A 21933-nucleotide genomic window follows, 5' to 3' on the forward strand; every position below is an offset into this window, starting at 1 on the left:
GTTGGTGAAAGGCGGGTGAATCCCGGAGATTGATCTTAGTTTCAATCCGCAGCGGGTCTAGCGCGACTTATCATCCCAGCATAGTGACGGATGCAATACCGCTCCGTTCCCCGACCGCACCTGCCGGCTCTGCTCGGTAGGCCGCAGTATTCGAACCAAGTCCTTGATGAGCATCAAACGATTGCCGGGCTGATTATCTTATTACCCTGCAAATTCGTCCGGGAGGCATCTCCGATGCGAGCGATGGTTCTGCGAAAGCCTGGAGCGCCTCTGCAGCCCGAGACACTCGCGGACCCCGATCCTGGTCCCGGTGAGATCCGCGTCAAGGTCAGGGCATGCGGTGTGTGTCGCACTGACCTGCATGTGTTCGACGGTGAGCTTCCCGACATCCGGTATCCGATCATCCCCGGACACGAGATCGTCGGTCATGTCGATCAGATTGGTCCTGGTGTGACGACGCACAGGCTCGGCGAGCGGGTCGGAATTCCATGGCTGGGGCATACATGCGGCCACTGCACGTTCTGCGCACTTGGTATGGAAAATCTCTGCGACCAGCCGACGTTTACCGGCTATACGCGCGATGGCGGCTATGCGACCCACACCGTCGTCGACGCAAATTATGCGTTCCCGCTCGGAGGTCTGGAGGACGACATCGCCACCGCACCGCTGTTGTGCGCCGGCCTGATCGGCTGGCGATCCCTGGTCATGGTAGGGAACGCCGAGAGGCTTGGCATCTACGGATTCGGCGCGGCCGGTCACATCGTTGCCCAGGTGGCCCGCTGGCAGGGGCGCCAGATCTATGCGTTCACCCGCGAGCACGACGAGGCTGCGCAGGATTTGGCGCGCCAACTTGGCGCCACATGGGCCGGAGCGGCGGGCCAGCGTCCCGATGTTGCTCTGGACGCGGCCGTCATCTACGCGCCGGCTGGCGAGCTTGTTCCGGCCGCTCTGCGGGCTGTTCGGAAGGGCGGCCGGGTGGTCTGCGCAGGTATCCATATGAGCGACATTCCGACGTTCCCGTATTCCCTCCTCTGGGGAGAACGCCAGGTGGTGTCCGTCGCCAACCTGACGCGGCAAGACGGTCTCGATTTCCTGCGAGTCGCGCAGCAGGCTCAAATACGGACCCATACGACGCCCTATCCGCTGTCCGACGCAAATGACGTTCTGGCTCGCCTGAGGCGGGGTGACGTCGTCGGCGCGGCGGTGCTCATCCCGGACTTTTGAATTGAACGCGGCAACACCGCCCATGGCATCACCATCCGATCAGGAACTGGTCTTCTCCTTCTTGGGCAATACCGCCCGACATCCAGGTGTCCGCCGGATCGACACGCACGCGGCTTCCGTGTTTCTGATCGGCGACCGCGCCCTGAAGATCAAGCGCGCCGTTCGGCTGCCATTTCTGGACTATTCGACGCTCGATCGGCGCAAGGCCGCGTGCGTAAAGGAAATGGAGATCAATCACCCGTTTGCTCCGGACATCTATCTGCGTGTCGTCGCCATCACCAAGGCGCCAGACGGGTCATTCGATGTCGGTGGATCCGGCACTCCGGTCGAATATGCCGTCGAGATGCGTCGCTTCGATGACAGCCAGACGCTTGATCATCTTTCTCGCCGCCAGCAGTTGGACGTCGGATTGGGCGAGCGTCTGGCAGAGACGATCGCGGCGTCGCATGCAGTCGCCGTTCGGAGCTCCTCCAATCTGTGGACGGACTCCATTCCAATCTGGATCGACGCATTCGTCGCCAGCTTTCGGACAGTCTCGCGATTTGGCGAAACGGAGGTCGAAGAACTCCGCGTCCTTTGCCACTCGGCCTTCGCGCGGCTCCGCCCCCTGCTCGAGCAACGTGCAAAGGACGGGCACGTGAAACGCTGCCATGGCGACCTCCATCTGGCCAACATTGTCCTCATTGACGACAAGCCGGTGCTGTTCGACGCCATCGAGTTCGACGACCGAATAGCCACGATCGACGTCCTGTACGACCTCGCCTTTCCACTGATGGACCTCTTGCACTTCGCGCAGCCGGTCGCTGCAAGCCACCTCTTGAACCGCTACCTCTCGACCGCGGCGCCCGACCAGACCGGAGGATTGGCTGCTCTGCCTCTGTTCATGGCGATCCGGGCCGCCATCCGTGCACAAGTCTTTGTCGCAAGGTTCGACCGCCTTGATGCTGAACACTCGGACGCAGATCGCTCCACAACGATCGAGACCGCAGAGAGCTACTTTCAACTTGCGCGCAGCCTGATTCGGCCGGCGGAGCCGAGGATGATCGCGGTCGGAGGCCTGTCGGGAACGGGGAAATCTGCGCTCGCCCGGGCTCTCGCTCCTCTCTTGGTTCCTCCACCGGGAGCAATCGTGTTGCGCAGCGATGTGCTGCGCAAGCAACTGTCTGGCGTGAAGGAAACCGAACGCCTCCCAGCTGAGGCCTATACGCCGGAATCGAGTGCACGAGTCTATCGAGAGTTGACGACGCGGGCCAGCCGCGTGCTCTCACAAGGTTTCACGGTGATCGTCGACGCCGTGTTTGCACGTTCGGATGAACGGCAGGATATCCATGATCTCGCGAAACGGCTGAAGGTGCCCTTTGCCGGCCTCTTCCTCGTTGCAGATTTGCGCAGCCGGCAGGAGCGGATTCACCATCGAGTCGCCGATGCGTCCGATGCAACGGTCGGGGTTGCCGAGGATCAGGAACACTACGATATCGGCGGTCTCGATTGGCTCCAGGTCGATGCGTCAGGCACGGCTGAGACGACATTGGACCGAAGCCTTTCATTGCTCCGGGCCAGCGCCTAAGCCCGACGGGATGGTGCTCCTTGGCCGCAACATGCGGCGATCACGTGTGCACGTAGTCGCCCGGCGCGTCTCCAAGATCATTCGAACGATCTGTCCCGACTTGCGGCGGCGCGCCCGGCGCTCCCGACTGCTGTCCGAGCCATGTTGTCCAGGCCGGCCACCACGATCCCTCCAGCTTTGGAGAGCTGCTCTGCCACTCGTCCGGCCCGAGATAAGGAGCGTCGGCAGCCTTGGTCCGCATCTGATGGGAGCGCCCCTGCTCGCCCGGCGGCGACACGATGCCGGCATTGTGGCCGCCGCTCGCGAGCACGAAAGTGACGTCAGCATCAACCTCGTAATGGACCTTGTACGTCGATTTCCAAGGCGCAACGTGATCACGCAGCGTCCCGACGACGAACATCGGCGTGTGGATATCGGAGAGCGAAACAGGCTTCCCCTCGACCCGATACCGCCCCTCGGCGAGATCGTTGTTCAGGAAGAGCTTGCGCAGATATTCGGAGTGCATCCGATACGGCAGCCGCGTCGCATCTGCGTTCCATGCCATCAAGTCGCTCGGGTTTGCGCGCTCGCCGAGAAGATAGTCGCGCGAGACACGAGACCAGATCAGATCGTTGGAGCGCAGCAATTGAAATGCGCCCGCCATCTGGGTGGTATCGAGATATCCACGCTCCCACATCATGTCTTCGAGAAAGGCGACCTGGCTTTCATTGATGAAGAGCGTCAGCTCTCCCGCTTCCGTGAAATCGGTCTGGGCCGCAAACAGCGTGATTGTCTTCAGACGCTGGTCGCCATCCCGTGCCATGGCTGCCGCCGTGATCGAAAGAAGCGTTCCCCCGAGACAATAGCCTGCGGCATGGACCGGCGTATTCGGAATGATCGTTCCGATCATGTCCAGGGCAGCCATGACGCCCAGCGAGCGGTAGTCGTCAAACGCAAGATCCCGGTCTTCCGCTCCGGGGTTTCGCCAGGAGATCATGAAAACCGTAAAGCCCTGGTCGGTCAGGTATCGGACCAGCGAATTGTGCGGCGACAGATCCAGGATGTAATACTTCATGATCCAAGCCGGTACGATCAGGACCGGCTCTGGTCGCACCTTCTCGGTCGTCGGCATGTATTGAATCAGCTCAATCAACTGATTGCGAAGCACAACCTTGCCCGGTGCGGTCGCGACAGTCTTGCCGACGACGAACTCACCATTGCTCGATATCTTTCCCGGCTGCATCACCTGCATGATATCGGCGAGCCAGTTCTGCCAGCCGAAGATCAGGTTCTCGCCACCGCTTTGAAACGTCCTTTCCAGAACTTCCGGGTTGGTCGCTGCAAAGTTCGATGGCGCTAAAATGTCGAGCAGTTGACGAATTGAAAAGTCAACGACGGCTTCGTTGGCGGGGTCGACACCACGAATGCCGGTGGTCGCCTTGTGCCACCAATCTTCTCCGAGCAGGAACGCCTGGGCGAACAAGTTGAACGGTTGGGCCGTCCATTGCGGCTTGGAAAAGCGATGATCGTTGGCCTGCGGCCTGATCAGATCCCAAGGACCGCGATTGGGATCCGCAAAATGCAATGACCGTTCGGCAACCAGCTTCGCGCCGTTCCAGGCGTCTCGGACGATCTCGATTTGACGCTGAGGCGCAGCCGCCAGATGGCAAACCCAATCCAGATACGCCATCGACAGAGCAGCCGGCGATATCCCCGCGGTGAGTCGAGCCAGCATCGCGCTGAACGCCTTGTCCAGCTCGTGGTCCTCGCGCCGAAATGCCCCGGAGCCCGCGTCGGCTTCCTGACAGAGCGACCTTGCGTTCGATGCAGCGAGCCCCCCCGCCGGCTTCAAAGAGGTCTCTACGGAGACAACGGCCTTGCTCCGGTCGTTGTCGGTTGTTCTCTCACGCTCCCGCGCCTCGAGACGCGACACACCCGCACTCTTCAGTTTCGCCACCGTTGCCCCATAAGATTCACGCTGGCATCAATCAGGCGTTGCCCGTGCTTGAAGAGTCGATCGCAATCCCGCCTGACGAAATCAATCTGATGCCGTCCACATTCCTGAACCATCGCCTGGATTCCCGTCACGGAATGCACGCCAGCCAGCTTCGACACGAACTCGGCCAGCAGATGCGTCTCCGTGCGCGCGCGATCCAGCACTTCGTTGCTGGCAAACAGAACCTCCTCCATGACGATCTGCTGCGAACCAACTAGCAGCTCAAGTGCGTGCTTGTTGGAGAGAGCGACACGTTCGGACAGTTCGGCCGTTTCGTCGGCCAGGATCTTGGTCCCGGAGAACTCGGACATAGGCACCTCTCCTCGCGCTGGATCAGATTGCCTTATAGCTGCAATTCAATGCCAAGACCTTGAGCTGCGTCAATGACGGCGGCGGCATCTCCTTTGACCTGCGTCAATTCAAGACCGTCGCAGCGGGTTACTTTTTCTTAGCTTTTGACATTGGAGTTCGCCATGCGCGCCCATCAGATCATGACCCGTCCCGTCATCACTGTCACCCCTGACACTTCCATCGTGGATGCGGCAAATATCATGCTTCAACGGCACGTCAGCGGCCTTCCAGTGGTCGACCCCGGCGGGAAGCTGGTGGGCGTCGTCTCGGAAGGCGATTTCATTCGCCGAACGGAGATCGGCACTGGGCGAAAGCGCGGCCGCTGGCTGCGATTCATTCTCGGGCCCGGAAAGTCGGCCGCCGACTTCGTCCACGAGCATGGTCGCAAAGTGTCAGAGGTGATGACCAAGTCTCCCTTGACGATCACCGAAGACGCCGCGCTGGCTGAGATCGTGGAACTGATGGAAAAGAACCACGTGAAGCGGTTGCCCGTGGTCAAGGGAGACCGGGTGATCGGCATCGTGTCACGGGCGAACCTGCTGCAAGCGGTTGCCGCGCTCGGGCGGCAGGTTCCAGATCCAACGGCCGACGACGATCACATCCGCAACCGCGTGATCGACGCCCTCGAGAAGAACGACTGGTGCCCGTTCGGATTGTCCGTCATCGTCAAGGACGGTATCGTTCATCTGAGCGGCGTCATTACCGAAGAGCGGTCGCGGCAGGCGGCGATCGTTGCCACCGAGAACATCTCTGGCGTCAAGAAGGTGCATGATCATCTGTGCTGGGTCGACACCATGTCGGGCATGTATCTGAACTCACCGGAAGACGATGAGATGGCCAAAGCCGGCTGATGGCTGCTGAGGACGCTGCCGCTCTTCTTCCGTGTCCGGCACCAGTGACGATGCCTTAGGCTCCCGGATCGTTGCGTCCGAACGCCCCTACCTGACGCAGGGCTTCGATCTCCTGCTCGGTGTACCGAAGCCTGTCGCGCAGAATTGCGGCCGTATGCTCTCCCAGCCGCGGCGCCGCCGTGGGCTCGACGGTCGGTGTGAGCTTCATGGTGATTGCCGGCTCGACGTTGGGTATCGAGCCTGCCGTCGGGTGCGGAATACGACAGGTGCGGTCGCGCATCCGGACCTCGGCCGCGTTGAACGCCTGCTCGACCGTTCGAACGTGTCCAACCGGAACTCCAGCCTGGTTCATCCGAGATATCCAGACATCCATCCGTTCCGCGGCAAGGATGTCGGCGATGAGGCCGCGCAGTTGCGCACGGTTGACCCATCTCGCTCTTCGCGTGGCAAAGCGAGGATCGCTCAGGAGATCCGGACGACCAAGTACCTCCGTTGCCAACCGGCGGTAGAGTCGATCGTTGGCACATGCGATGTAGAGCGGGCCATCTGACGCTTCAAAGACGCCGACCGTCGGAGAGTCGTTCGGCGAATTGCCCGTTCGCGTGGGGTTCACGCCGCTCATCAAATACGCCATTCCGGAGAAGCCCGTCATCGCCAAGGCGATGTCGAACAGCGCCACTTCGACGTGCTGCCCGCGACCGAGCCGCTGCCGGGCGGCAAGTGCCAGCAGGATGGCATTGCAGGCGGACATGCCGGTGGCCAGATCAACGATCGGAGGACCGGTCCGCACCGGCGGACCGTCGGCGAAACCGTTGAGGGACATGAACCCGCTTTCCGCCTGGGTGATTGGATCGAACCCTGATCGCCACGCGAATGGACCTGAGCGTCCGTAGGCCGAGATCGAGCAATAGATCAGCCCGGGATTGGTGCTGGACAGCGTTTGATAGTCCAGCCCGAACCTCTCCATGACGGACGACGAGAAATTCTCCACGACGATGTCGGCCTTGGCGATCAGCGCACGAGCGACGTCTCTGGCCTGCGGTATCGTGAGATCCAACACCATGCCGCGCTTGTTCCGATTGAGGCTGAGGAACGCCGCGCTCTCTCCGCCGAGCTCGGCGTGCTCGTATGCGCGGGTATCGTCTCCCGTGAGCGGCTGCTCGATCTTGATCACCTCGGCGCCGAAATCGGCCAGCGTCTGTGTGCACGCCGGCCCTGCGACAACGCGCGTGAAGTCGATCACCAGCAGACCCGCCAGCGCGGTTGGCGCGTCAGGCGGCCGTGGCGCACGCTCTGGCAGGGTGACCTCGGCCGGCATCCCAGAGTCCTTCCCGCTGCTTTGATCGTCTGAAGCGATCTTCCGTTAACTGCCGGGCGCGGCTTGTCTCCAACGTCCGACAACGCATGGTTAGCTCAACGACAGCCGCAAAAAAAGGCCCGGGTCGGAGCTGTCGGACCGGCTTAATTCTGCTGCAGCGCAATGCACTCCGCATAAGGCGTCGGTCGACAGCTCACCGGCCGATCATCTTGCGCCAATAGAGCGAGTTCCCCCAGGCCCAGGGCCGGCCCGGTTGGAACAACACATATCCGCACCGAATGAAATTGTTCGCGGAGACGATGTTGCAGGTCGTGTCCGAAACGATGCAATCCAGGCCCGAGCGACGCGCGCGCAGTTCGATCGCACGCATCAGCCGCCGCTGCAGGCCGTAACCACAGCGCTCTTGGAGAACACCAACCCTCGAAAGATAGGCTATGCCTTTGCCGAGGGATGACGGCACCATTCCGGCAAAGGCGACGGGCCGTCCGAGCTCGGTCGATATCCACCATTGTCCGCTCTCGAAATCGGGCAGAGGCGCGCAATCGAGGAATGTGCGCGCATGGAGCTCCTTCAAGGTGTCGAGGACGTCAGGCTCGCAAGCGTCGACCTCCCTGATGCGGAAGCGGCGGCCTCGCCGTGAGATCCTGGCTGGCACGGCATCACCTTCCGAGCACGACTTTGATGCCGAGCCAGATCGCACCGATCAGACCGGTCGCGATGACCGTGATGACGGCCTTGAACGTATAGCTCTGAGCCTGCTCCACGCTCTTGCGCCAGCGCCGCAGGTGCTGGAAATCGGCTCTCATTTCGGTGATCGTCTTCGACATGGTCAAGTCCGGTATCATGGATGGTGAATGCGAGGTTGGTGATCGTCACGAGATCGCATCGGCGGCTGCGATCATCACCAGGCCGATCAGGGCGAGCGCGATGAGATAGGCGGTCATCTTCCTCTCTCTCCTGGGCGAAGGAAAAGTGCGGCAGATCGCAGCCGAACGCGCGATCGTTTCAGGCGCGAACCCTATCCCTCGGCTCAAGCAAGGGACCGCTGCGGGCGGAGCGACGGTCGCCACGCCCACGCGCCGGCCCGTTCGCGCGGGCCAGCGAGTAACCGGATGTTCGAAGTTGTCTTCGCGCCGGCGCGGCGATGAATTGCCGGCGATCATGGTCGACAGCCGATGCCGGCCTGCGCTGCTCACGTCAAATGCCCGCGGACAACCCGGCATCAAATTTTCGGAAAATTCGATAATAACACTATGCCGGTGATTTGCCCGACGTGTCAAATTTGATCGAAATGCAGCAGTCAGGCCTTGCGATTTCGATAACCGCCGCTCCAAATCCGGTCCGAGCGAACAAAAAGCCCGCTGCCGAGTTCGCGGCGCGGGCTCTATGATTTCTTCGACGATGGCAAAATGCGCCTGATTTGCCCGACGTGTCAAGCGCAGATAGTTGCGCCGGCCGGCAACGCAACTTCAGCCCGTCGGGCGCGGCCGGCGGAGGAGATCTTCCGATGTATGTCGTTGCGGTCGTGCTCGCCGGCTTGTCCGCCCTGTTCTATGTGGCGAGCCAGCACCAGCTCGGAGCGGTCGGCGCCGATGTCTGTCAATATGGCAGCCTGTTCTGCGACAAGCCGCACTACATGATGACGGGCGCGTTGCTGGCCGCCCTCTGGGGCAAGTTCGTGAGCATGCGCTGACACGAGCCGGCGCGAAGCTTCGATCAACCCGTCAGTTCTTGATCGCGTAGAGCGGCGTTCTCACCGTCAGCTGGTAGACCGGCTTCGGCGCCCAGGCGATCTGCGCGGTGATGCCGAACAGCCGGTTGTCGTCATCGTCCATGCGGTCGAGATCCAGCCTGACCAGCGGCTGCGTGTAGGGCGCGATCGGCGTGACAGCAAGCAGCTGCGCACCGCCGAACGACTGGAGGCCGACGCGCGCGGAGACCTTCCAGTTGTTCTCCCACTGATAGAAGCTGCCGACATAGCCCGCCGTCGTGCTGCCGACATGCGCTAGCACTGAGTCGACCTCGACATGGGTATATTGAACGCCGGCGAGCCAGCCTTTCATCTCATCCGGATCGAGCGCGTATTTGGCTTCGATGACGGTGTTGAACGAGGTCGTCGCCAACGGCGCGTCCGGCACCGACCGGGTCAGCGTCGACTGCAAGGTGAGCGTCGGAAGCGCGCCGCCGTTCTGCTGATAGACATCGGCCTGGAAGCCGAGGAACCAGCTCGTGACCGCCACGTCGGACCAGCCGGACAGGCCGTTGTACGACGTGCTGCCGGTGAAGCCCGCGTAGAGCGACAACGCGTCGCCGAGATCGACCGTGAGCGGAACGTCGACGCCAAGGCCCTGGTTGGTCGGAGCCGACAGTTGCGGCCGTCCTGGCAAGGCTGGACGGTCGAGCAGCTTGCGCAAGGTCGCGAGCTGCGACAGAGTTCCGAACAGGGAGGTGTCGCCAAGGCCCGTCGACAATGCTCCGCCGGGCACATAGGCGTAGTTCGTGCGGAAATCGATGTAGACGTTGGCAAGGCCCGGCGCCGGCGCGTCCGCCTCATCGTCCTTGGCAAGGGCGCCGCCGCTCGTCACCAGCGCCGCGCCCGAGACAAGAGCGAATATCCGCCGCTGCGCCCGACCGCCACGCAGCCGCCATTTCTCGTCTGCCATGAGACTTCCCCCGGAGACCGAAAATACGCCGGTCCGGCGCGATCCTTCAAGTGCGGATCGCGCGAGGCCCACCATGGTCAGGGGAAAGCTGCCGCGGTTCTCATGCCGACGACGCCGGCTTCGCGCCTGCGGCTCGCGCGGCCATGACCTGCCGCAGCACGCGCGACAGCTCGTCGACCGAGTAAGGCTTCTGGATCAGGCTGAAACCGTGGCGGTCGCCGTCGGCGAGGACATGGCTGTAGCCGCTGTTGAGCACGATCGGGATCATCGGCAGCCGCCGGCGGATTTCCTGGCCGAGCGTCACCCCGTCCATGCCGGGCATCACGACGTCGCTGAGCACGAGATCGAAGCTCTCGGGATCCTCGTCGATCATCCGCAACGCATCCGTTCCGCTGCGCGCGAGCACCGTTCGGTAGCCGAGATCCTCGAGCAACTGCGTGGAGAACTCGCCGATTTCCGGATTGTCCTCGACGACCAGCACGTTCCAGCGCGCGGCGAGCTGTTCGAGACCCTGCTCGCTCCGCTCGCGCGGTCCCAGCGGCTTGTGCGTCAGCGGGAGCAACAATGTCAGCTTCGTGCCCTTGCCGAGCTCACTGTCGACCAGCACCCGTCCGCCGGACTGATGAACGAAGCCGTAGACCTGAGACAGGCCGAGGCCGGTGCCGCGCCCAACCCCTTTGGTGGTGAAAAACGGCTCGAAGATCCGGTCGATCTGATCTGGAGGAATGCCGGATCCGGTGTCGCTGACGGCAATGGAGACGAACGACGACTGCCCGGACCGACCGTCCTCTCGGACGATCTCGCCGCGAATGGTCAGGACGCCCTGCCCCTCCATCGCATCACGCGCATTGGCGACGAGGTTCACGAGCGCCGTCTCGAACTGATTGATGTCGACGTCGACCGGAAGCGGCCGCAATGCGAGGTCGAGTTCGATCACGGCCGGCGCTCCGAGGACGGTCTGCAGCATCTCTTCGATCCGCTCGATATGCCCCGCGGCATCGAAGACGCGGCGCTCCATCGGCGTCCGCCGCGCGAAAGCGAGCAACTGTCCGGTGAGCTTGGCGGCGCGATCCGCCGTGTCCGAGATCGCATCCACGTAGCGCCGCATGCGCTCCGGGGACAGCTGGCGCCGGCGCAACAGGTCGGCCGACGACCGGATCACGGTCAGCAGATTGTTGAAGTCGTGCGCGACGCCGCCGGTGAGCTGGCCGATCGCCTCCATCTTCTGGGCCTGGCGGAATGCCTCCTCCGCCTTGCGCCGTTCGGTCAGCTCGACCGCCTCGGGCACGATGGCGGCCACCTGTCCGGTCTCGTCCCGCACCGGCCGCATCTGGAAGTCGAACCAGCGCGAGCCGCCGACCGGCAGTTCGAGCTGCAGCTCCTGGCGCGCCCCGTCGCCGCGAGCGACGGCGTCGACCAGGGATCTGATCACCTCGGGCATGCCGGGCGTACCCGCAAACCACGGCGTCTCCCAGAATGGCAGCCCCGCGACCTCGTGCAGCGGCGCAGCGATCGCTTCGAGCGAGGTCGCATTGGCGTCCAGAAGCGTCCCATCGGACGAGAGCAGCGCTTGGAACGTGTAGCTCGCCTCGAAGATCGTCCGCAGCCGCGCCTCCTTGGCCTGCAGCTCCGCGGTACGCTCGGAGACCTGCGTTTCCAGACGCTCGTTCAGCTCACGCAGCGCGATCTCGGCCTCGTGCCGCACCCGCGACAGATCGATATTGGCGCGCACCCGCGCCAGCAGCTCGCGCGCGCTGAACGGCTTGGTGAGATAGTCGCTCGCCCCGGCATCAAGCCCCTCGACCTTGGCCTCCTCTCCGGCGCGCGCCGACAGCATGACCACAGGAATGTCGCGAAGCTGCGCATCGCTACGCAGCGCTTTCAGCAGGCCGAAGCCGTCGAGCCCCGGCATCATGACGTCGGTCAGCACGAGATCGGGGCGGCGCTGTCGGACGGCCTCCAGGGCCGCCATGCCATCGCTGACCGCCTCCACGTCATAATCCTCGCCGAGCAGACGGCGGACGTAGTCGCGCATATCAGGATTGTCGTCCGCGAGCACCACGCGATCACGGGCCGATGCCGTCGCGGAGCGAACTCCCAGGTCGTCGGATGATGACGGGTGAGGAAGCTCGAACGGCACACCGCCGTTCAACCACCCGAGCGCCTCCTCGATGTAGGCTTCGGCACGGACGTTGGTAACGGCCAGGACACGGGAAGGTCCGATCTGGCCCGCTGGCAGATGCGCCGAGCCTAGCGGAATTCGCACGGTGAAAACCGAGCCGCGACCGAGCTCGCTGTCTACAGCGATCTCCCCTCCATGAAGCCTCACCAGCTCCTGCACGAGAGCGAGACCGATGCCGCTGCCCTCGAAGGATCGGCCGCGCGCGCCTTCGATGCGACGGAACCGTTCGAACAGGTGCGGCAGTTCACTGGGCGGGATGCCGGTGCCGGTGTCGCGAACCCTGAGCTCGGCATGATTGCCGTCAGTGGACAAGCCGATCGACACCGCGATTTCACCTTCGAAGGTGAACTTGAACGCATTCGACACCAGATTGAGAACGATCTTCTCCCACATGTCGCGGTCGACATACACCGGCTCGGACAGGGGCGTTGGGTCGATGGTGAGGCGCAGGCCGGCAGGATCCGTCGCCGAGCGGAAGTTGGACACGAGCTCGGCCGTGAAAACCGCAAGATCGATCGGCTCGAAGTGCGCGGTCATGCGGCCGGCCTCGATGCGCGAAAAGTCGAGCAGAGTGTTCACGAGCTTCAACAGGCGAATGCCGTTGCGGTGGATCAGGCTGAGGACGGATCGCGCGTCGGAGGTGAGTTGGGCCTCGTCGCGGCCGAGCAGGTCTTCCAGCGGGCTCAACATCAGCGTCAGCGGCGTGCGAAACTCGTGGCTGATGTTGGAAAAGAACGTCGTCTTGGCGCGGTCGATTTCGGCCAGCGCTTCCGCCCGACGCCGCTCTGCCTGATAGGCCCCGCCATTGCTGACGGCCGCTGCAATCTGCCCCGCGACGAGGTTCAGGAAGCGGGCATAGCTCTCGTCGTAGAGACGGAACGGATTGAGACCTGCGATGAGGAATCCGCCCCGTCCGGCTTCCCCCGACGCGGGCAGCGGAAGCACAACGGCGTGCTGTGGCGGCTGACGCCATCCGCCGGTCGGAAAGCTGAGGCCGAACCGCCGCGGAAGGTCACGAACCAGCACCGCATCCTGCAGCTTCAGCGCTTCAGCCAGAGGCCACGTTTCTTCCGGCTGAATTCTCAGCCTCGGCTGAACGGCAGGATGATCGCGGTCGATGCCGGTCAGGGCCTCCAGTCGCGCCGCCTCGCCGTCCGGGTCGGTCATGTAGATCATTGCGAACGGCAGGTCGCGCGACTCCCGCGCCAAGGCGTCCGCGCAGCTTGCGCAGGCCTGATCGATGCTGCGGGCCCCGGCCCCGGCATTTGCCAGTTCGCGTAGCAACGAGAGCTGGCGCTCGCTGATCACGCGCTGAGTGTCATCGGTGTTCGCGCAGAAGATTCCTCCGGGTGATCCATCGTCGTCCGGAATGGGACTGTAGGAAAATGTGTAGTACGTCTCCTCGGGAAAGCCGTTGCGCTCCATGATCAGGAGTTGCGCCTCGACATAGGTGCCCTGATCACCGCCGCCGGCCTTGGCCAGCAACGGACCGATGTCCTCCCAGATCTCGTGCCAGACTGCAGAGATCGGTCGGCCGAGAGCCCACGGATGTTTGCCGCCGATGATGGTCTTGTAAGCATCGTTGTAGAGATAGATCAGCTCCCTGCCCCAACCGATCCAGATCGGCTGTTGGGATGTTAACATGATCCTGACGGCCGTCTTCAGGCTCTGCGGCCAACGCGCCGGCGGTCCGATCGAGGTGCTCTCCCAATCGAACCGCAACATCAGTCCGGCCAGCTCACTGCCTCCGGAAAAAAGCCTCTCGCGCTCGGCCATGCCGAGCTCCTGATCATGCCCTGTTTGCCGCTGGTCCGGCACGCGCTCCCCCTGGTCGAAATCCGACGTGATCTGGAACGCTGGTAATCTCCTCCGGTTCCGGAGCCGGGAACAAAAAGGGGTCGTGCGACTTCGAGAGACATACACCGCCGGGGGAGCGCTGCCATGGCCACGACCATTGCATCTGAACCGAACAAGCCGAAACGGTCGCTCTGGAGCGTATTCCGGCTGTTGGGTCCAGGTCTCGTGACCGGTGCCGCCGACGACGATCCGTCGGGAATAGCGACGTACTCCCAGGCCGGCGCGCAGTTCGGCTACGGGCTGTTGTGGACGGTCTTTCTGACAGCGCCTTTCATGATCGCGATCCAGCTGGTGAGCGCGCGCATTGGCCGTGTCACCGGCAAAGGGCTGGCGGCCAACATCACCGCGCTTGCGCCACGCGGCATCGTCTTCGGCCTCGTCGCGCTCCTGGTCGGCGCCAACACCTTCAACATCGCAGCCGACATTGCGGCGATGGCGGAGTCGCTGTCGCTGGTGATCGGCGGTCTCAATCATGAGCACGCGCTGATCTTCGCCGCCGGCTCGACGCTGCTCCAAGTATTCCTGCCCTACCGCCGCTACGCACCCTTCATCAAGGTGCTGACCCTCAGCCTGTTCGCCTACGTCGCGACCGCCTTGATGGTCAAAGTGCCCTGGAGCACGGCGCTGCTCGCGGCGGTTTGGCCCAGCTTCTCGACGGAGGCCAACTATCTGCTGACGGTGGTGGCTGTGCTCGGCACCACCATCAGCCCCTACCTGTTCTTCTGGCAGGCCTCGCAGGAGGTCGAGGAGATGAACCAGGGCAAGGTCGACCGTCCCTTGCGCGAGCTGTCGAAGAAGGACCACCCCGACCTCCGACGGATCAGGATCGACACCACGATCGGCATGATCTTATCGAACGCGATCGCGTTCTTCATCATCGTGACGACCGCCACGGTGCTGCACGCGCATGGCATCACCAGGATCGACTCGGCGACGCAGGCCGCCGAAGCCCTGCGCCCGCTCGCGGGCGACTTCACCTTCCTGTTGTTCGCGCTCGGCATCATCGGGACCGGTATGCTGGCGATCCCGGTGCTGGCGGGCTCGGCGGCATACGCCGTCGCCGAGATCTTCGGCTGGCACGCGACCCTGGAGGCCAAGCCAGACGAGGCGGTCGGCTTCTACAGCATCATCGCTGCCGCCACGATCATCGGCTTCGGGCTCGGCTTCACCGGCATCGACCCGATCCACATGCTGGTGTGGAGCGCCGTGCTCAACGGCATCGCCGCCGTGCCGATCATGGCGATGATGATGGTGATCGTGTCCAATCCCAGGCTGATGGGCCGCTTCCGCGGACGGACCTGGCTGATCGCCCTGGGGTGGATGGGGACAGGTATCATGGCCATCGCCGTGCTGGCGCTGCTTTGGTCATTCGTCACGGGCCGCGCCTAGCGGCCATCGCATTTTCCTCTGCGTGGGCTGCAACGCAGTTGCACAACGTCATTGGTGCAATGCGGAACGTAAACTGTGTTAACAGTCCCGTTCCCGCCATCCCGCCGCGATTGATGCCGATCAACGCCGGGCGCGCTCCGGTATGGCGGTGCTCGAACAAAGGACCTCGGAGACTGCCTTGACCCAGCCGCAACGCATGAGCGCATCGACGCTACCCCCCTATTCTCCGCGCGGACTTGCGCTGCTGCGCGATCCGCTGCTCAACAAGGGCACCGGCTTTACCGAGCAGGAGCGCGATGCGCTCGGCCTGCGCGGCTTCCTGCCCGCCGGGGTCATGTCGATGCAGGCCCAGGCCGAGCGGATCCTGGTCAATCTTCGCAGCCTGTCCAGCGACCTCGAGAAGTACGTGGCACTGAACGCACTGCATGACCGCAACGAAGCGCTGTTCTTCCGGGTGGTCTGCGACAACATCGACGAGATCCAGCCGCTGATCTACACGCCGACCGTCGGCCTCGCCTGCCAGAAATTCGGCCTGATCTTCCAGCGTCCGCGCGGCCTGTTCATCTCGGCCAATGACCGCGGCCGGATCGCGGAGATCCTCGCCAACTGGCCGTATCGCGCCAAGCTGATCGTCGTCACCGACGGTGAGCGCATTCTCGGGCTCGGCGATCTCGGCGCCAACGGCATGGGCATTCCGGTCGGCAAGCTGTCGCTGTACTCGGCCTGCGCCGGCATCCATCCGGAAGAGTGCCTGCCCGTCATGCTCGATGTCGGCACCAACAACGAAGAGCTTCTGGCCGACCCCTACTACATTGGGCTGCGCCAGAAGCGCCTTACGGGCGAAGCCTACGACACGTTCGTCGACGAGTTCATGACCGCGGCCCGCGCCGCCTTCCCGGGCGTGCTGATTCAGTTCGAGGACTTCGCCAATCACGCCGCATTCAAGCTGTTGCACAAATATCGCGACGACGCCTGCGTCTTCAACGACGACATCCAGGGCACGGCGGCGGTGGCGCTTGCCGGCTTGTTTTCGGCGCTGCGCATCACCGGCGGCAAGCTCCGCGACCAGACGGTGCTGTTCCTCGGGGCCGGCGAGGCGGCCACCGGCATCGCGGATCTCGTCGTCTCCGCCATGATGGCCGAGGGCCTGTCCGAAGCAGAGGCGCTGCGGCGCAACTGGCTGACGGACTCGCGCGGCCTCGTCATCAAGGGGCGAGAGAACCTGCACGGCCACAAGCTGCGCTATGCGCACGACCAGGCGCCGATCGCAGACTTCCTGACCGCGATCAGGACGCTGAAGCCGACCGCGATCATCGGCGTGGCGGCCGTCGGCGGCGCCTTCACGCCGGAAGTGCTGCAGGCCATGGCCGAGCTGAACGAGCGACCCATCATCTTCGCGCTCTCCAACCCGACCTCGAAGGCGGAATGCTCCGCGGAGTCGGCCTATCGCTATACCCAGGGCCGCGCGCTGTTCGCCTGCGGCAGCCCCTACGATCCGGTCAAGCTCGACGGCAAGACCTTCGTGCCGCGCCAGGGCAACAACTCCTACATCTTTCCCGGCGTCGGCCTGGGTGCCATCGCCAGCGGCGCGCGGCTGGTGACCGACGAGATGTTCATGGCCGCCGCGCATACCCTGGCGAACTGCGTCACCGGCGCCGATCTCGAGCAGGGCAGCCTTTACCCGGCGCTGCCGCGCATCCGCGAGGTGTCTGCCTATATCGGCGCCGCGGTGGCCGGCGTTGCCTATCAGAACGGGCTCGCCACAGGGCCTGCGCCGAACGATCTGCTCGGCTTCGTCGAGTCGAAGATGTACGACGCCCGCTACTGAGCCCGAGATCGCGGATGCCTCGGGCTCACCGAGGTCGAGTGAGGAGGCATCCGCTCTATTGATCCGGAACGATCGCATTGCTCGGCGTCGGCCGGTCCGTGATCTGCTGACCGAACAGGCTGGCGACCAGTTCGACGGCGACGCGCGCGGTCTTGCCGCGCTCGTCGAGGAACGGGTTGAGCTCGACGATGTCGACCGAACGGACCAGGCCGGAATCGTGCAGCATCTCCATGATGAGATGCGCCTCGCGATAGGTCGCGCCGCCCGGTACGGTCGTGCCGACGCCGGGGGCGACCTCGGGATCGAGGAAGTCGACATCGAAGCTCACATGCAGGACGCCGTTCCGCGCACGAACCTTGTCGAGGATCCGGCGCATCAGCACGCCGACGCCGAATTCGTCGATGGCGCGCATGTCGGCGATGCTGATACGCCGGAGACGCAGCAGTTCCTTTTCCGCTCTGTCGATCGAGCGGATGCCGAACAGCTCCAACTGATCTGGGGTGATGGACGTGCGTGCCTCGTCGCCGAGCAGACCATCGAGACCCGGCTCGCCGCACAAGAACGCGGCGGACATGCCGTGCATGTTCGCCGTGATGGTGGTTTCAGGCGTGTTGTAGTCGGCATGTGCGTCGAGCCAGAGCACGAACAGCTCCCGCCCGATCTCGCGGCAATGGCGCGCGATCCCGTTCACAGACCCCATCGACAGCGAATGGTCGCCGCCGAGGAACACCGGGATGGCGCCGGTCTGCGCCAGCTCTTGACTGCGACGCGCCAGCACCCGCGACCAGCGCTGGATCTGGCGATAGTGCTTGGCCTTCATCGGCGGCTCGTCAACCTGCTCCGTGATGTCGGCGATGCCGACGTCGCCGTAGTCGGTGACGTCGAGCCCGAGGCTTTCCAGCACGGTGACGAGACCTGCGGTGCGCAGCGCAGCAGGCCCCATCAGCGTACCGCGGACCGACGCGCCGAGATCGATCGGCGCACCAAGGACGGCGATGCGATGTGGCGCTGTAAGGTCTGGAGAAGCCAAGACGGAATCCTTTCATCGACGGCCGGTCGCCCAGCGTAGCGCGATTTTGCACCGCATGCTTCGCCAGCGACGTCTCGGTCCATGGGAACCAATCGCATCAGCCGGCATTTTCAGGAGCATTACATTCGCCCTCGGCCGAATCGCGTCGGCACGGGGGTGCCAATCCGACGAGCCGCGGCAAGAAGGCAACGACAGTGAACAGCGAAACGTTCGAAACACCTCCACAGCCGGGCGTTGCCGAACGCGCGCTCGACACCGCGACGGACATGTCACACACACTCGGCGAGGTGGTGGGCACGCTGGGAGCGGCCGTCGACCGACTGAGCGAAGCGGCAAGGGCCGCGCGGCGGCCGGGGACCGCCCTGTCGACCATCAGCGCGATCACCCGCGAGGCGCCGCTCGCGAGCCTGTTCGTCGCCTTCCTGCTCGGGGTCACCGTCGCACGCCGGCGTTGAGGAGCGGTGGTCAGAACAGCCGCGGCCCGCGCCGGTCGAGCTGTGATTCCCATGTCAGCAGCGTGGCCGCGATGGTCATGATCGCGATCCCGGCGACACTGATCAGCAGCTGCATCGCCAACCCGCTCGCCACGTCGGTCAGAATGACCTGGCCGAGGAAGGCCAGCAGCACACCCTGGCAATAGATCGGGAGCGAGTTCTCGCCGCACCTGATCATGGCCGTCATCAGCGGACGAATCGGCCCCTTCCAGTCCCGCGGCGCCAGCCGCGACACCACGAAGGCAAGCGCCAGGAAGTGCAAGAGCCGCACCGGCGCCAGGTGGCTCTTGTAGATCGGATAGATCAGGCCGTTGATGGCCGACGGGATCAGGTTCTCGAGACTCTTGAACTCCCAGCTGAGCGCCATCAACAGGCTGAACGCGAGATAGGTGATCGCCACGATCAACAGCGCTCGCGAGTCGAGGAGCGGACGCAGGCGCGTGGTGCCGGCACAGCCGTACCAGGCGCCGATCACGAACAGGAACTGCCAGGCGAACGGATTGAAATACAGTTCGCCGCTCGGCCACGCCGGCACCTGCCAGCTGAACAGCTGAACCATCATGTAGAGCAGGAATGAAAGCACCAGCGTCAACGTCGCGCTGGTGATCATCAGCCACAGGATGACGGGAAAGCAGATGTGCAGGATTGCGAACGTCAGCAGGATGTCGGTGTTGACGGGCGCGAATTGCAGCAGCGCCACATGCACCAGCGTGGGCCCGGGCTCGCGAAAGAAGAAGCCGGTGTTGGTCTCGTCGACGAAGCGCGTGCCGCCGCCGATCACCCAGACCAGCGCCGCATAGGCGAGCAGCAGCACCAGGAACGCCGCATAGATCTCCCAGGCGCGCCGCAGCGCCCGCACCACCGTGGTCGCCCAGCCCTGCTTCGGCAGCGCTCCGCCATAGGCGAGCATGCAGGTGTAGCCGGAGACGAAGACGAACACCTCGGAGGTGTCGCTGAAGCCGTAGTTGCGCAGCGTCAGCCACGCCAGCGAATTGTCCGGAACATGATCGATGAAGATGAACCAAAGGGCGAGCCCCCGGAACGCGTCGACCCGGAGGTCACGACCTCGGTTGCCGTTGCCGGCTGCCACGCTATCTGTCTTCGCCAGCTCTTGATCATCGGCAAGCAAGATGGACCTCGTCTCGGGATGGCGGACTAACATCGACTCCGGCATGTCGTGCCTTGATATCTCCTGCCGGCCATCGATCGGAACTCGAATCCGCCACACGCGTCGTCCGCCCTTCTGGCAGATTTCGGGCCCTTGAACGCAGCCCCCGTCTGCGTCTTCAGGCTGCCCCGCGATTTCCGCCGATTGTGCACGGCCGATATCCGCACCGGAAAAGTGTGCACGGAAGCCGGGCACCTGCGGAACATTGTCGGCATGGTGGTGTTAACCCTCTAACCACCGCGGAGCTGGCAATTGTTCCAGTCCCGTATTTGCCCGGATTGATTGTAGATTGGTTAGACATTGACTTTGAGTGGAAGTGTTGACAGGGGGGGTTCCGTGATCCACCGAGGTGTTCAATATACCGTCGTGGCGACTGCTGAACCGGACATTTGGGAATGGCGGTACGAGTTTGGCGATCAGATCAAGACCGGACGCACCCAGACCAGACTCGCTGCGCTCGCAGCGCGGCGCGTGAAGTCGAAGATCGATGCGGCCCTCCGTGCGGCCCAGACGGGTTCCGTGTCCACGGTAAACGTTGCCGAACGGATCGGCAGGGCGAAGGCCGCATCGCATAGCCTGACCTGACATTCTGTCCTCCGGCAGTCCGGCACGCGCCGGTCGCCTCATCGTCTGTTGAGACAGATCAAGGCATCGATGCCGGCATTTGTCATGTTCAGATGATGGAAACTCTCGTTTTTCGCTGCTCCCAGACGGGATCGAACGTTCAGATCGACTTGGCCGCACCGGTTCTTGCCGACCAGTTCGATGCCTATGAGGCGGCCGCATGCCCAGCATGTGGCGGTACGCATCTCGTCAACAGGCTGAGCGGAAAGATGCTGAGCGACAGGGAGGGCTCGACATGTCCTACGTTGCGGAAGAGTTGACGATCACCGCCTCGACCGACGTGTCTCGCCCGGCCGATATGTCTTGGCTGCGCCGCGCGACCGCGCTCCTGAAGGCAATCGTCAGCCGGATCGACCTGTCCCACTTTCCCAAATCATGCTGTAATTGACGTCGAGATTCATCGACGTGCCGCGCGTGCCTGCGAGACGGAGCCGCCAAGACGCTCCTCTCCGGGGGCGAAACATTCCTTCGTGAGCCACCCGCCGTCACTCCGGCGAGGTATGCCACCACTCGACAGACAAAGATCAGGAGTTCCTTGATGCACGCCTCGGTGATGAGAGTTATGGCGATCGCGATCGCAGCTGCGGCGTCGACACCGGCCTGGGCCGCCGATCCGGATCACGGCGGAGATCTGGCCCGTCGCTGGTGCGCCTCGTGCCACCTCATCGAGGGGACGCAGAAGCAGGCCAGCGCGGACGTTCCCTCCTTCGCCCAGATTGCTCAGAGAACGGATTTCACGCCGGAGAAGGTCGCGTTTTTCCTGCTCGACCCGCATCCGAAGATGCCAAGCTTCCCGCTCAACCGGCTGGAGGCAGCCGACATCGCCGCCTATATCGGCAGCCTGCGAAGATAGGGCTGGGCTCTTTTTCGCCCGTCTCGTCCGCTCGCATCCATTCGGCGGCAGCGCTGCCGCCGAGCTCCGTCCATGCAGACCGTCGCTCCTGCGACGGCGAGGCTCGCGCTTCAGCTCTTGGGCTCGGTCGCCTTGCTCGCGGCGGACATGATGCTCGCCGTGATCGTCTTCATGTGTTCACCGGCGTTGGTGAACTGGCTGCGCAGGAACTCGGACTGGATCCGCATCGCCTCCTCGAGCTCGGTGGCGTGAACCAGCTTTCGAGCGTGCTCGAAGGCCGTCTTGATGTTCTGCTCGGTAAGAGTGAGCGCCTGCTTGGACATGTCGGCGGCAGGCCCGGGAACTGTGCCGATCGACTTGCCGGCTGCGTCGAAGAACATCTCGAATGCTTTTTCAGCCTGCGAGATGGTCTTTTCGGCCAGGTCCCGCAGTTCAGCGGGCACTTCCAGTTTGGTTTGGGTCATCGTTGCTTCCTCCACGACAGATCCAACTACCACATCCGACTCCCTGCGTCGCCGTACAAATGGATGCGGAGGAAAGCCGCCAGCGGCTGTCAGAA

At 63.5% G+C, this 21933-nt stretch carries 20 protein-coding genes; 9 read left to right on the plus strand and 11 right to left on the minus strand.

All coding sequences use genetic code 11. From position 1 onward, the window contains the following. Positions 1-234: 234 nt before the first annotated feature. Both QX094_RS02555 and QX094_RS02560 read left to right on the plus strand, forming a co-directional pair. A complete protein-coding gene (locus QX094_RS02555) occupies positions 235-1224 on the plus strand; it encodes a zinc-dependent alcohol dehydrogenase family protein (protein WP_316169865.1) in 990 nt (329 codons plus the stop codon). A gap of 22 nt (positions 1225-1246) precedes the next feature. Further along, entirely contained in the window at positions 1247-2791 is a 1545-nt protein-coding gene (locus QX094_RS02560) for an AAA family ATPase (protein WP_315712951.1), read from the plus strand. Between the two features lie 40 nt (positions 2792-2831). Here QX094_RS02560 and QX094_RS02565 read toward each other — a convergent pair whose 3' ends face one another. Together QX094_RS02565 and QX094_RS02570 are read right to left on the minus strand one after the other, a co-directional pair. After that, positions 2832-4505: a PHA/PHB synthase family protein gene (locus tag QX094_RS02565; protein WP_409998682.1), complete on the minus strand. Its 1674-nt coding sequence runs from the start codon at positions 4503-4505 to the stop codon at positions 2832-2834. Positions 4506-4714: 209 nt separating this feature from the next. Further along, positions 4715-5077, minus strand: a complete 363-nt coding sequence (locus tag QX094_RS02570) for a hypothetical protein (protein WP_315712955.1) — start codon at positions 5075-5077, stop codon at positions 4715-4717. A gap of 162 nt (positions 5078-5239) precedes the next feature. On the opposite strand from QX094_RS02570, the gene QX094_RS02575 reads away from it, so the two are divergent. Further along, positions 5240-5968 carry a CBS domain-containing protein gene (locus QX094_RS02575; protein ID WP_315753506.1) on the plus strand — a complete coding sequence of 243 codons (729 nt, stop codon included), beginning with the start codon at positions 5240-5242 and terminating at the stop codon, positions 5966-5968. A gap of 55 nt (positions 5969-6023) precedes the next feature. Here the strand turns inward: QX094_RS02575 and QX094_RS02580 are convergent, their stop codons facing one another. The 4 genes from QX094_RS02580 to QX094_RS02595 form a co-directional block, all read right to left on the minus strand. After that, on the minus strand, positions 6024-7286 hold the full coding sequence (locus tag QX094_RS02580; RefSeq protein ID WP_315712958.1) for a CoA transferase: 1263 nt from the start codon (positions 7284-7286) through the stop codon (positions 6024-6026). 193 nt (positions 7287-7479) lie between these two features. Further along, positions 7480-7941, minus strand: coding sequence for a GNAT family N-acetyltransferase (locus QX094_RS02585; RefSeq protein ID WP_315712959.1), 462 nt, complete (start codon positions 7939-7941; stop codon positions 7480-7482). A gap of 4 nt (positions 7942-7945) precedes the next feature. Beyond that, positions 7946-8113: a hypothetical protein gene (locus QX094_RS02590; protein WP_315713663.1), complete on the minus strand. Its 168-nt coding sequence runs from the start codon at positions 8111-8113 to the stop codon at positions 7946-7948. 45 nt (positions 8114-8158) lie between these two features. After that, the gene (locus QX094_RS02595; protein ID WP_316186991.1) at positions 8159-8722 is read right to left on the minus strand and encodes a hypothetical protein; all 564 of its coding nucleotides are present in this window, start codon (positions 8720-8722) and stop codon (positions 8159-8161) included. Positions 8723-8793: 71 nt separating this feature from the next. Here QX094_RS02595 and QX094_RS02600 point away from each other — a divergent pair, with 71 nt between their 5' ends. Then, entirely contained in the window at positions 8794-8979 is a 186-nt protein-coding gene (locus tag QX094_RS02600; protein WP_315753501.1) for a hypothetical protein, read from the plus strand. Between the two features lie 31 nt (positions 8980-9010). Here QX094_RS02600 and QX094_RS02605 read toward each other — a convergent pair whose 3' ends face one another. Both QX094_RS02605 and QX094_RS02610 read right to left on the minus strand, forming a co-directional pair. Further along, on the minus strand, positions 9011-9949 hold the full coding sequence (locus QX094_RS02605; protein WP_316187635.1) for a hypothetical protein: 939 nt from the start codon (positions 9947-9949) through the stop codon (positions 9011-9013). A gap of 100 nt (positions 9950-10049) precedes the next feature. After that, positions 10050-13907 carry an ATP-binding protein gene (locus tag QX094_RS02610; RefSeq protein ID WP_316187636.1) on the minus strand — a complete coding sequence of 1286 codons (3858 nt, stop codon included), beginning with the start codon at positions 13905-13907 and terminating at the stop codon, positions 10050-10052. Positions 13908-14072: 165 nt separating this feature from the next. On the opposite strand from QX094_RS02610, the gene QX094_RS02615 reads away from it, so the two are divergent. Continuing rightward, complete coding sequence (locus tag QX094_RS02615) at positions 14073-15377, plus strand: divalent metal cation transporter (RefSeq protein ID WP_316187637.1); 1305 nt, start codon at positions 14073-14075, stop codon at positions 15375-15377. A 196-nt stretch (positions 15378-15573) separates the two neighbouring features. Continuing rightward, positions 15574-17205: an NAD-dependent malic enzyme gene (locus QX094_RS02620; RefSeq protein ID WP_315713635.1), complete on the plus strand. Its 1632-nt coding sequence runs from the start codon at positions 15574-15576 to the stop codon at positions 17203-17205. A 55-nt stretch (positions 17206-17260) separates the two neighbouring features. Here QX094_RS02620 and rocF read toward each other — a convergent pair whose 3' ends face one another. After that, positions 17261-18235, minus strand: a complete 975-nt coding sequence (rocF, locus tag QX094_RS02625) for an arginase (protein WP_315825134.1) — start codon at positions 18233-18235, stop codon at positions 17261-17263. Positions 18236-18429: 194 nt separating this feature from the next. Between rocF and QX094_RS02630 the strand changes: the two genes are divergently transcribed. Next, positions 18430-18690, plus strand: coding sequence for a hypothetical protein (locus QX094_RS02630; RefSeq protein ID WP_315712969.1), 261 nt, complete (start codon positions 18430-18432; stop codon positions 18688-18690). Between the two features lie 10 nt (positions 18691-18700). On the opposite strand, the gene QX094_RS02635 is transcribed toward QX094_RS02630, so the two are convergent. Next, positions 18701-19891: an OpgC domain-containing protein gene (locus QX094_RS02635; protein WP_410051240.1), complete on the minus strand. Its 1191-nt coding sequence runs from the start codon at positions 19889-19891 to the stop codon at positions 18701-18703. Between the two features lie 865 nt (positions 19892-20756). Here QX094_RS02635 and QX094_RS02640 point away from each other — a divergent pair. Both QX094_RS02640 and QX094_RS02645 read left to right on the plus strand, forming a co-directional pair. Next, entirely contained in the window at positions 20757-20909 is a 153-nt protein-coding gene (locus QX094_RS02640; RefSeq protein WP_315712972.1) for a hypothetical protein, read from the plus strand. Positions 20910-21059: 150 nt separating this feature from the next. Further along, positions 21060-21374, plus strand: coding sequence for a c-type cytochrome (locus tag QX094_RS02645; protein WP_316169735.1), 315 nt, complete (start codon positions 21060-21062; stop codon positions 21372-21374). A gap of 110 nt (positions 21375-21484) precedes the next feature. Here the strand turns inward: QX094_RS02645 and QX094_RS02650 are convergent, their stop codons facing one another. Further along, positions 21485-21838, minus strand: a complete 354-nt coding sequence (locus QX094_RS02650) for a phasin (RefSeq protein WP_315713636.1) — start codon at positions 21836-21838, stop codon at positions 21485-21487. Positions 21839-21933: the final 95 nt, after the last annotated feature.

Source organism: Bradyrhizobium sp. SZCCHNS1050 (genome assembly GCF_032484785.1).
Classification (GTDB): Bacteria; Pseudomonadota; Alphaproteobacteria; order Rhizobiales; family Xanthobacteraceae; genus Bradyrhizobium.

Excerpts from the sequence above, each read along its gene's own strand:
- QX094_RS02560 (WP_315712951.1), top strand. The coding sequence starts at position 1,247 with ATGGCATCACCATCCGATCAGGAACTGGTCTTCTCCTTCTTGGGCAAT.
- QX094_RS02575 (WP_315753506.1), top strand. The coding sequence starts at position 5,240 with ATGCGCGCCCATCAGATCATGACCCGTCCCGTCATCACTGTCACCCCT.
- QX094_RS02565 (WP_409998682.1), bottom strand. The coding sequence starts at position 4,505 with ATGCTGGCTCGACTCACCGCGGGGATATCGCCGGCTGCTCTGTCGATG.
- QX094_RS02610 (WP_316187636.1), bottom strand. The coding sequence starts at position 13,907 with ATGGCCGAGCGCGAGAGGCTTTTTTCCGGAGGCAGTGAGCTGGCCGGA.
- QX094_RS02555 (WP_316169865.1), top strand. The coding sequence starts at position 235 with ATGCGAGCGATGGTTCTGCGAAAGCCTGGAGCGCCTCTGCAGCCCGAG.
- QX094_RS02590 (WP_315713663.1), bottom strand. The coding sequence starts at position 8,113 with ATGTCGAAGACGATCACCGAAATGAGAGCCGATTTCCAGCACCTGCGG.
- QX094_RS02580 (WP_315712958.1), bottom strand. The coding sequence starts at position 7,286 with ATGCCGGCCGAGGTCACCCTGCCAGAGCGTGCGCCACGGCCGCCTGAC.
- QX094_RS02605 (WP_316187635.1), bottom strand. The coding sequence starts at position 9,949 with ATGGCAGACGAGAAATGGCGGCTGCGTGGCGGTCGGGCGCAGCGGCGG.
- QX094_RS02600 (WP_315753501.1), top strand. The coding sequence starts at position 8,794 with ATGTATGTCGTTGCGGTCGTGCTCGCCGGCTTGTCCGCCCTGTTCTAT.
- QX094_RS02640 (WP_315712972.1), top strand. The coding sequence starts at position 20,757 with ATGTCCTACGTTGCGGAAGAGTTGACGATCACCGCCTCGACCGACGTG.
- QX094_RS02650 (WP_315713636.1), bottom strand. The coding sequence starts at position 21,838 with ATGACCCAAACCAAACTGGAAGTGCCCGCTGAACTGCGGGACCTGGCC.
- QX094_RS02645 (WP_316169735.1), top strand. The coding sequence starts at position 21,060 with ATGCACGCCTCGGTGATGAGAGTTATGGCGATCGCGATCGCAGCTGCG.
- QX094_RS02635 (WP_410051240.1), bottom strand. The coding sequence starts at position 19,891 with ATGTTAGTCCGCCATCCCGAGACGAGGTCCATCTTGCTTGCCGATGAT.
- QX094_RS02615 (WP_316187637.1), top strand. The coding sequence starts at position 14,073 with ATGGCCACGACCATTGCATCTGAACCGAACAAGCCGAAACGGTCGCTC.
- QX094_RS02570 (WP_315712955.1), bottom strand. The coding sequence starts at position 5,077 with ATGTCCGAGTTCTCCGGGACCAAGATCCTGGCCGACGAAACGGCCGAA.
- QX094_RS02620 (WP_315713635.1), top strand. The coding sequence starts at position 15,574 with ATGAGCGCATCGACGCTACCCCCCTATTCTCCGCGCGGACTTGCGCTG.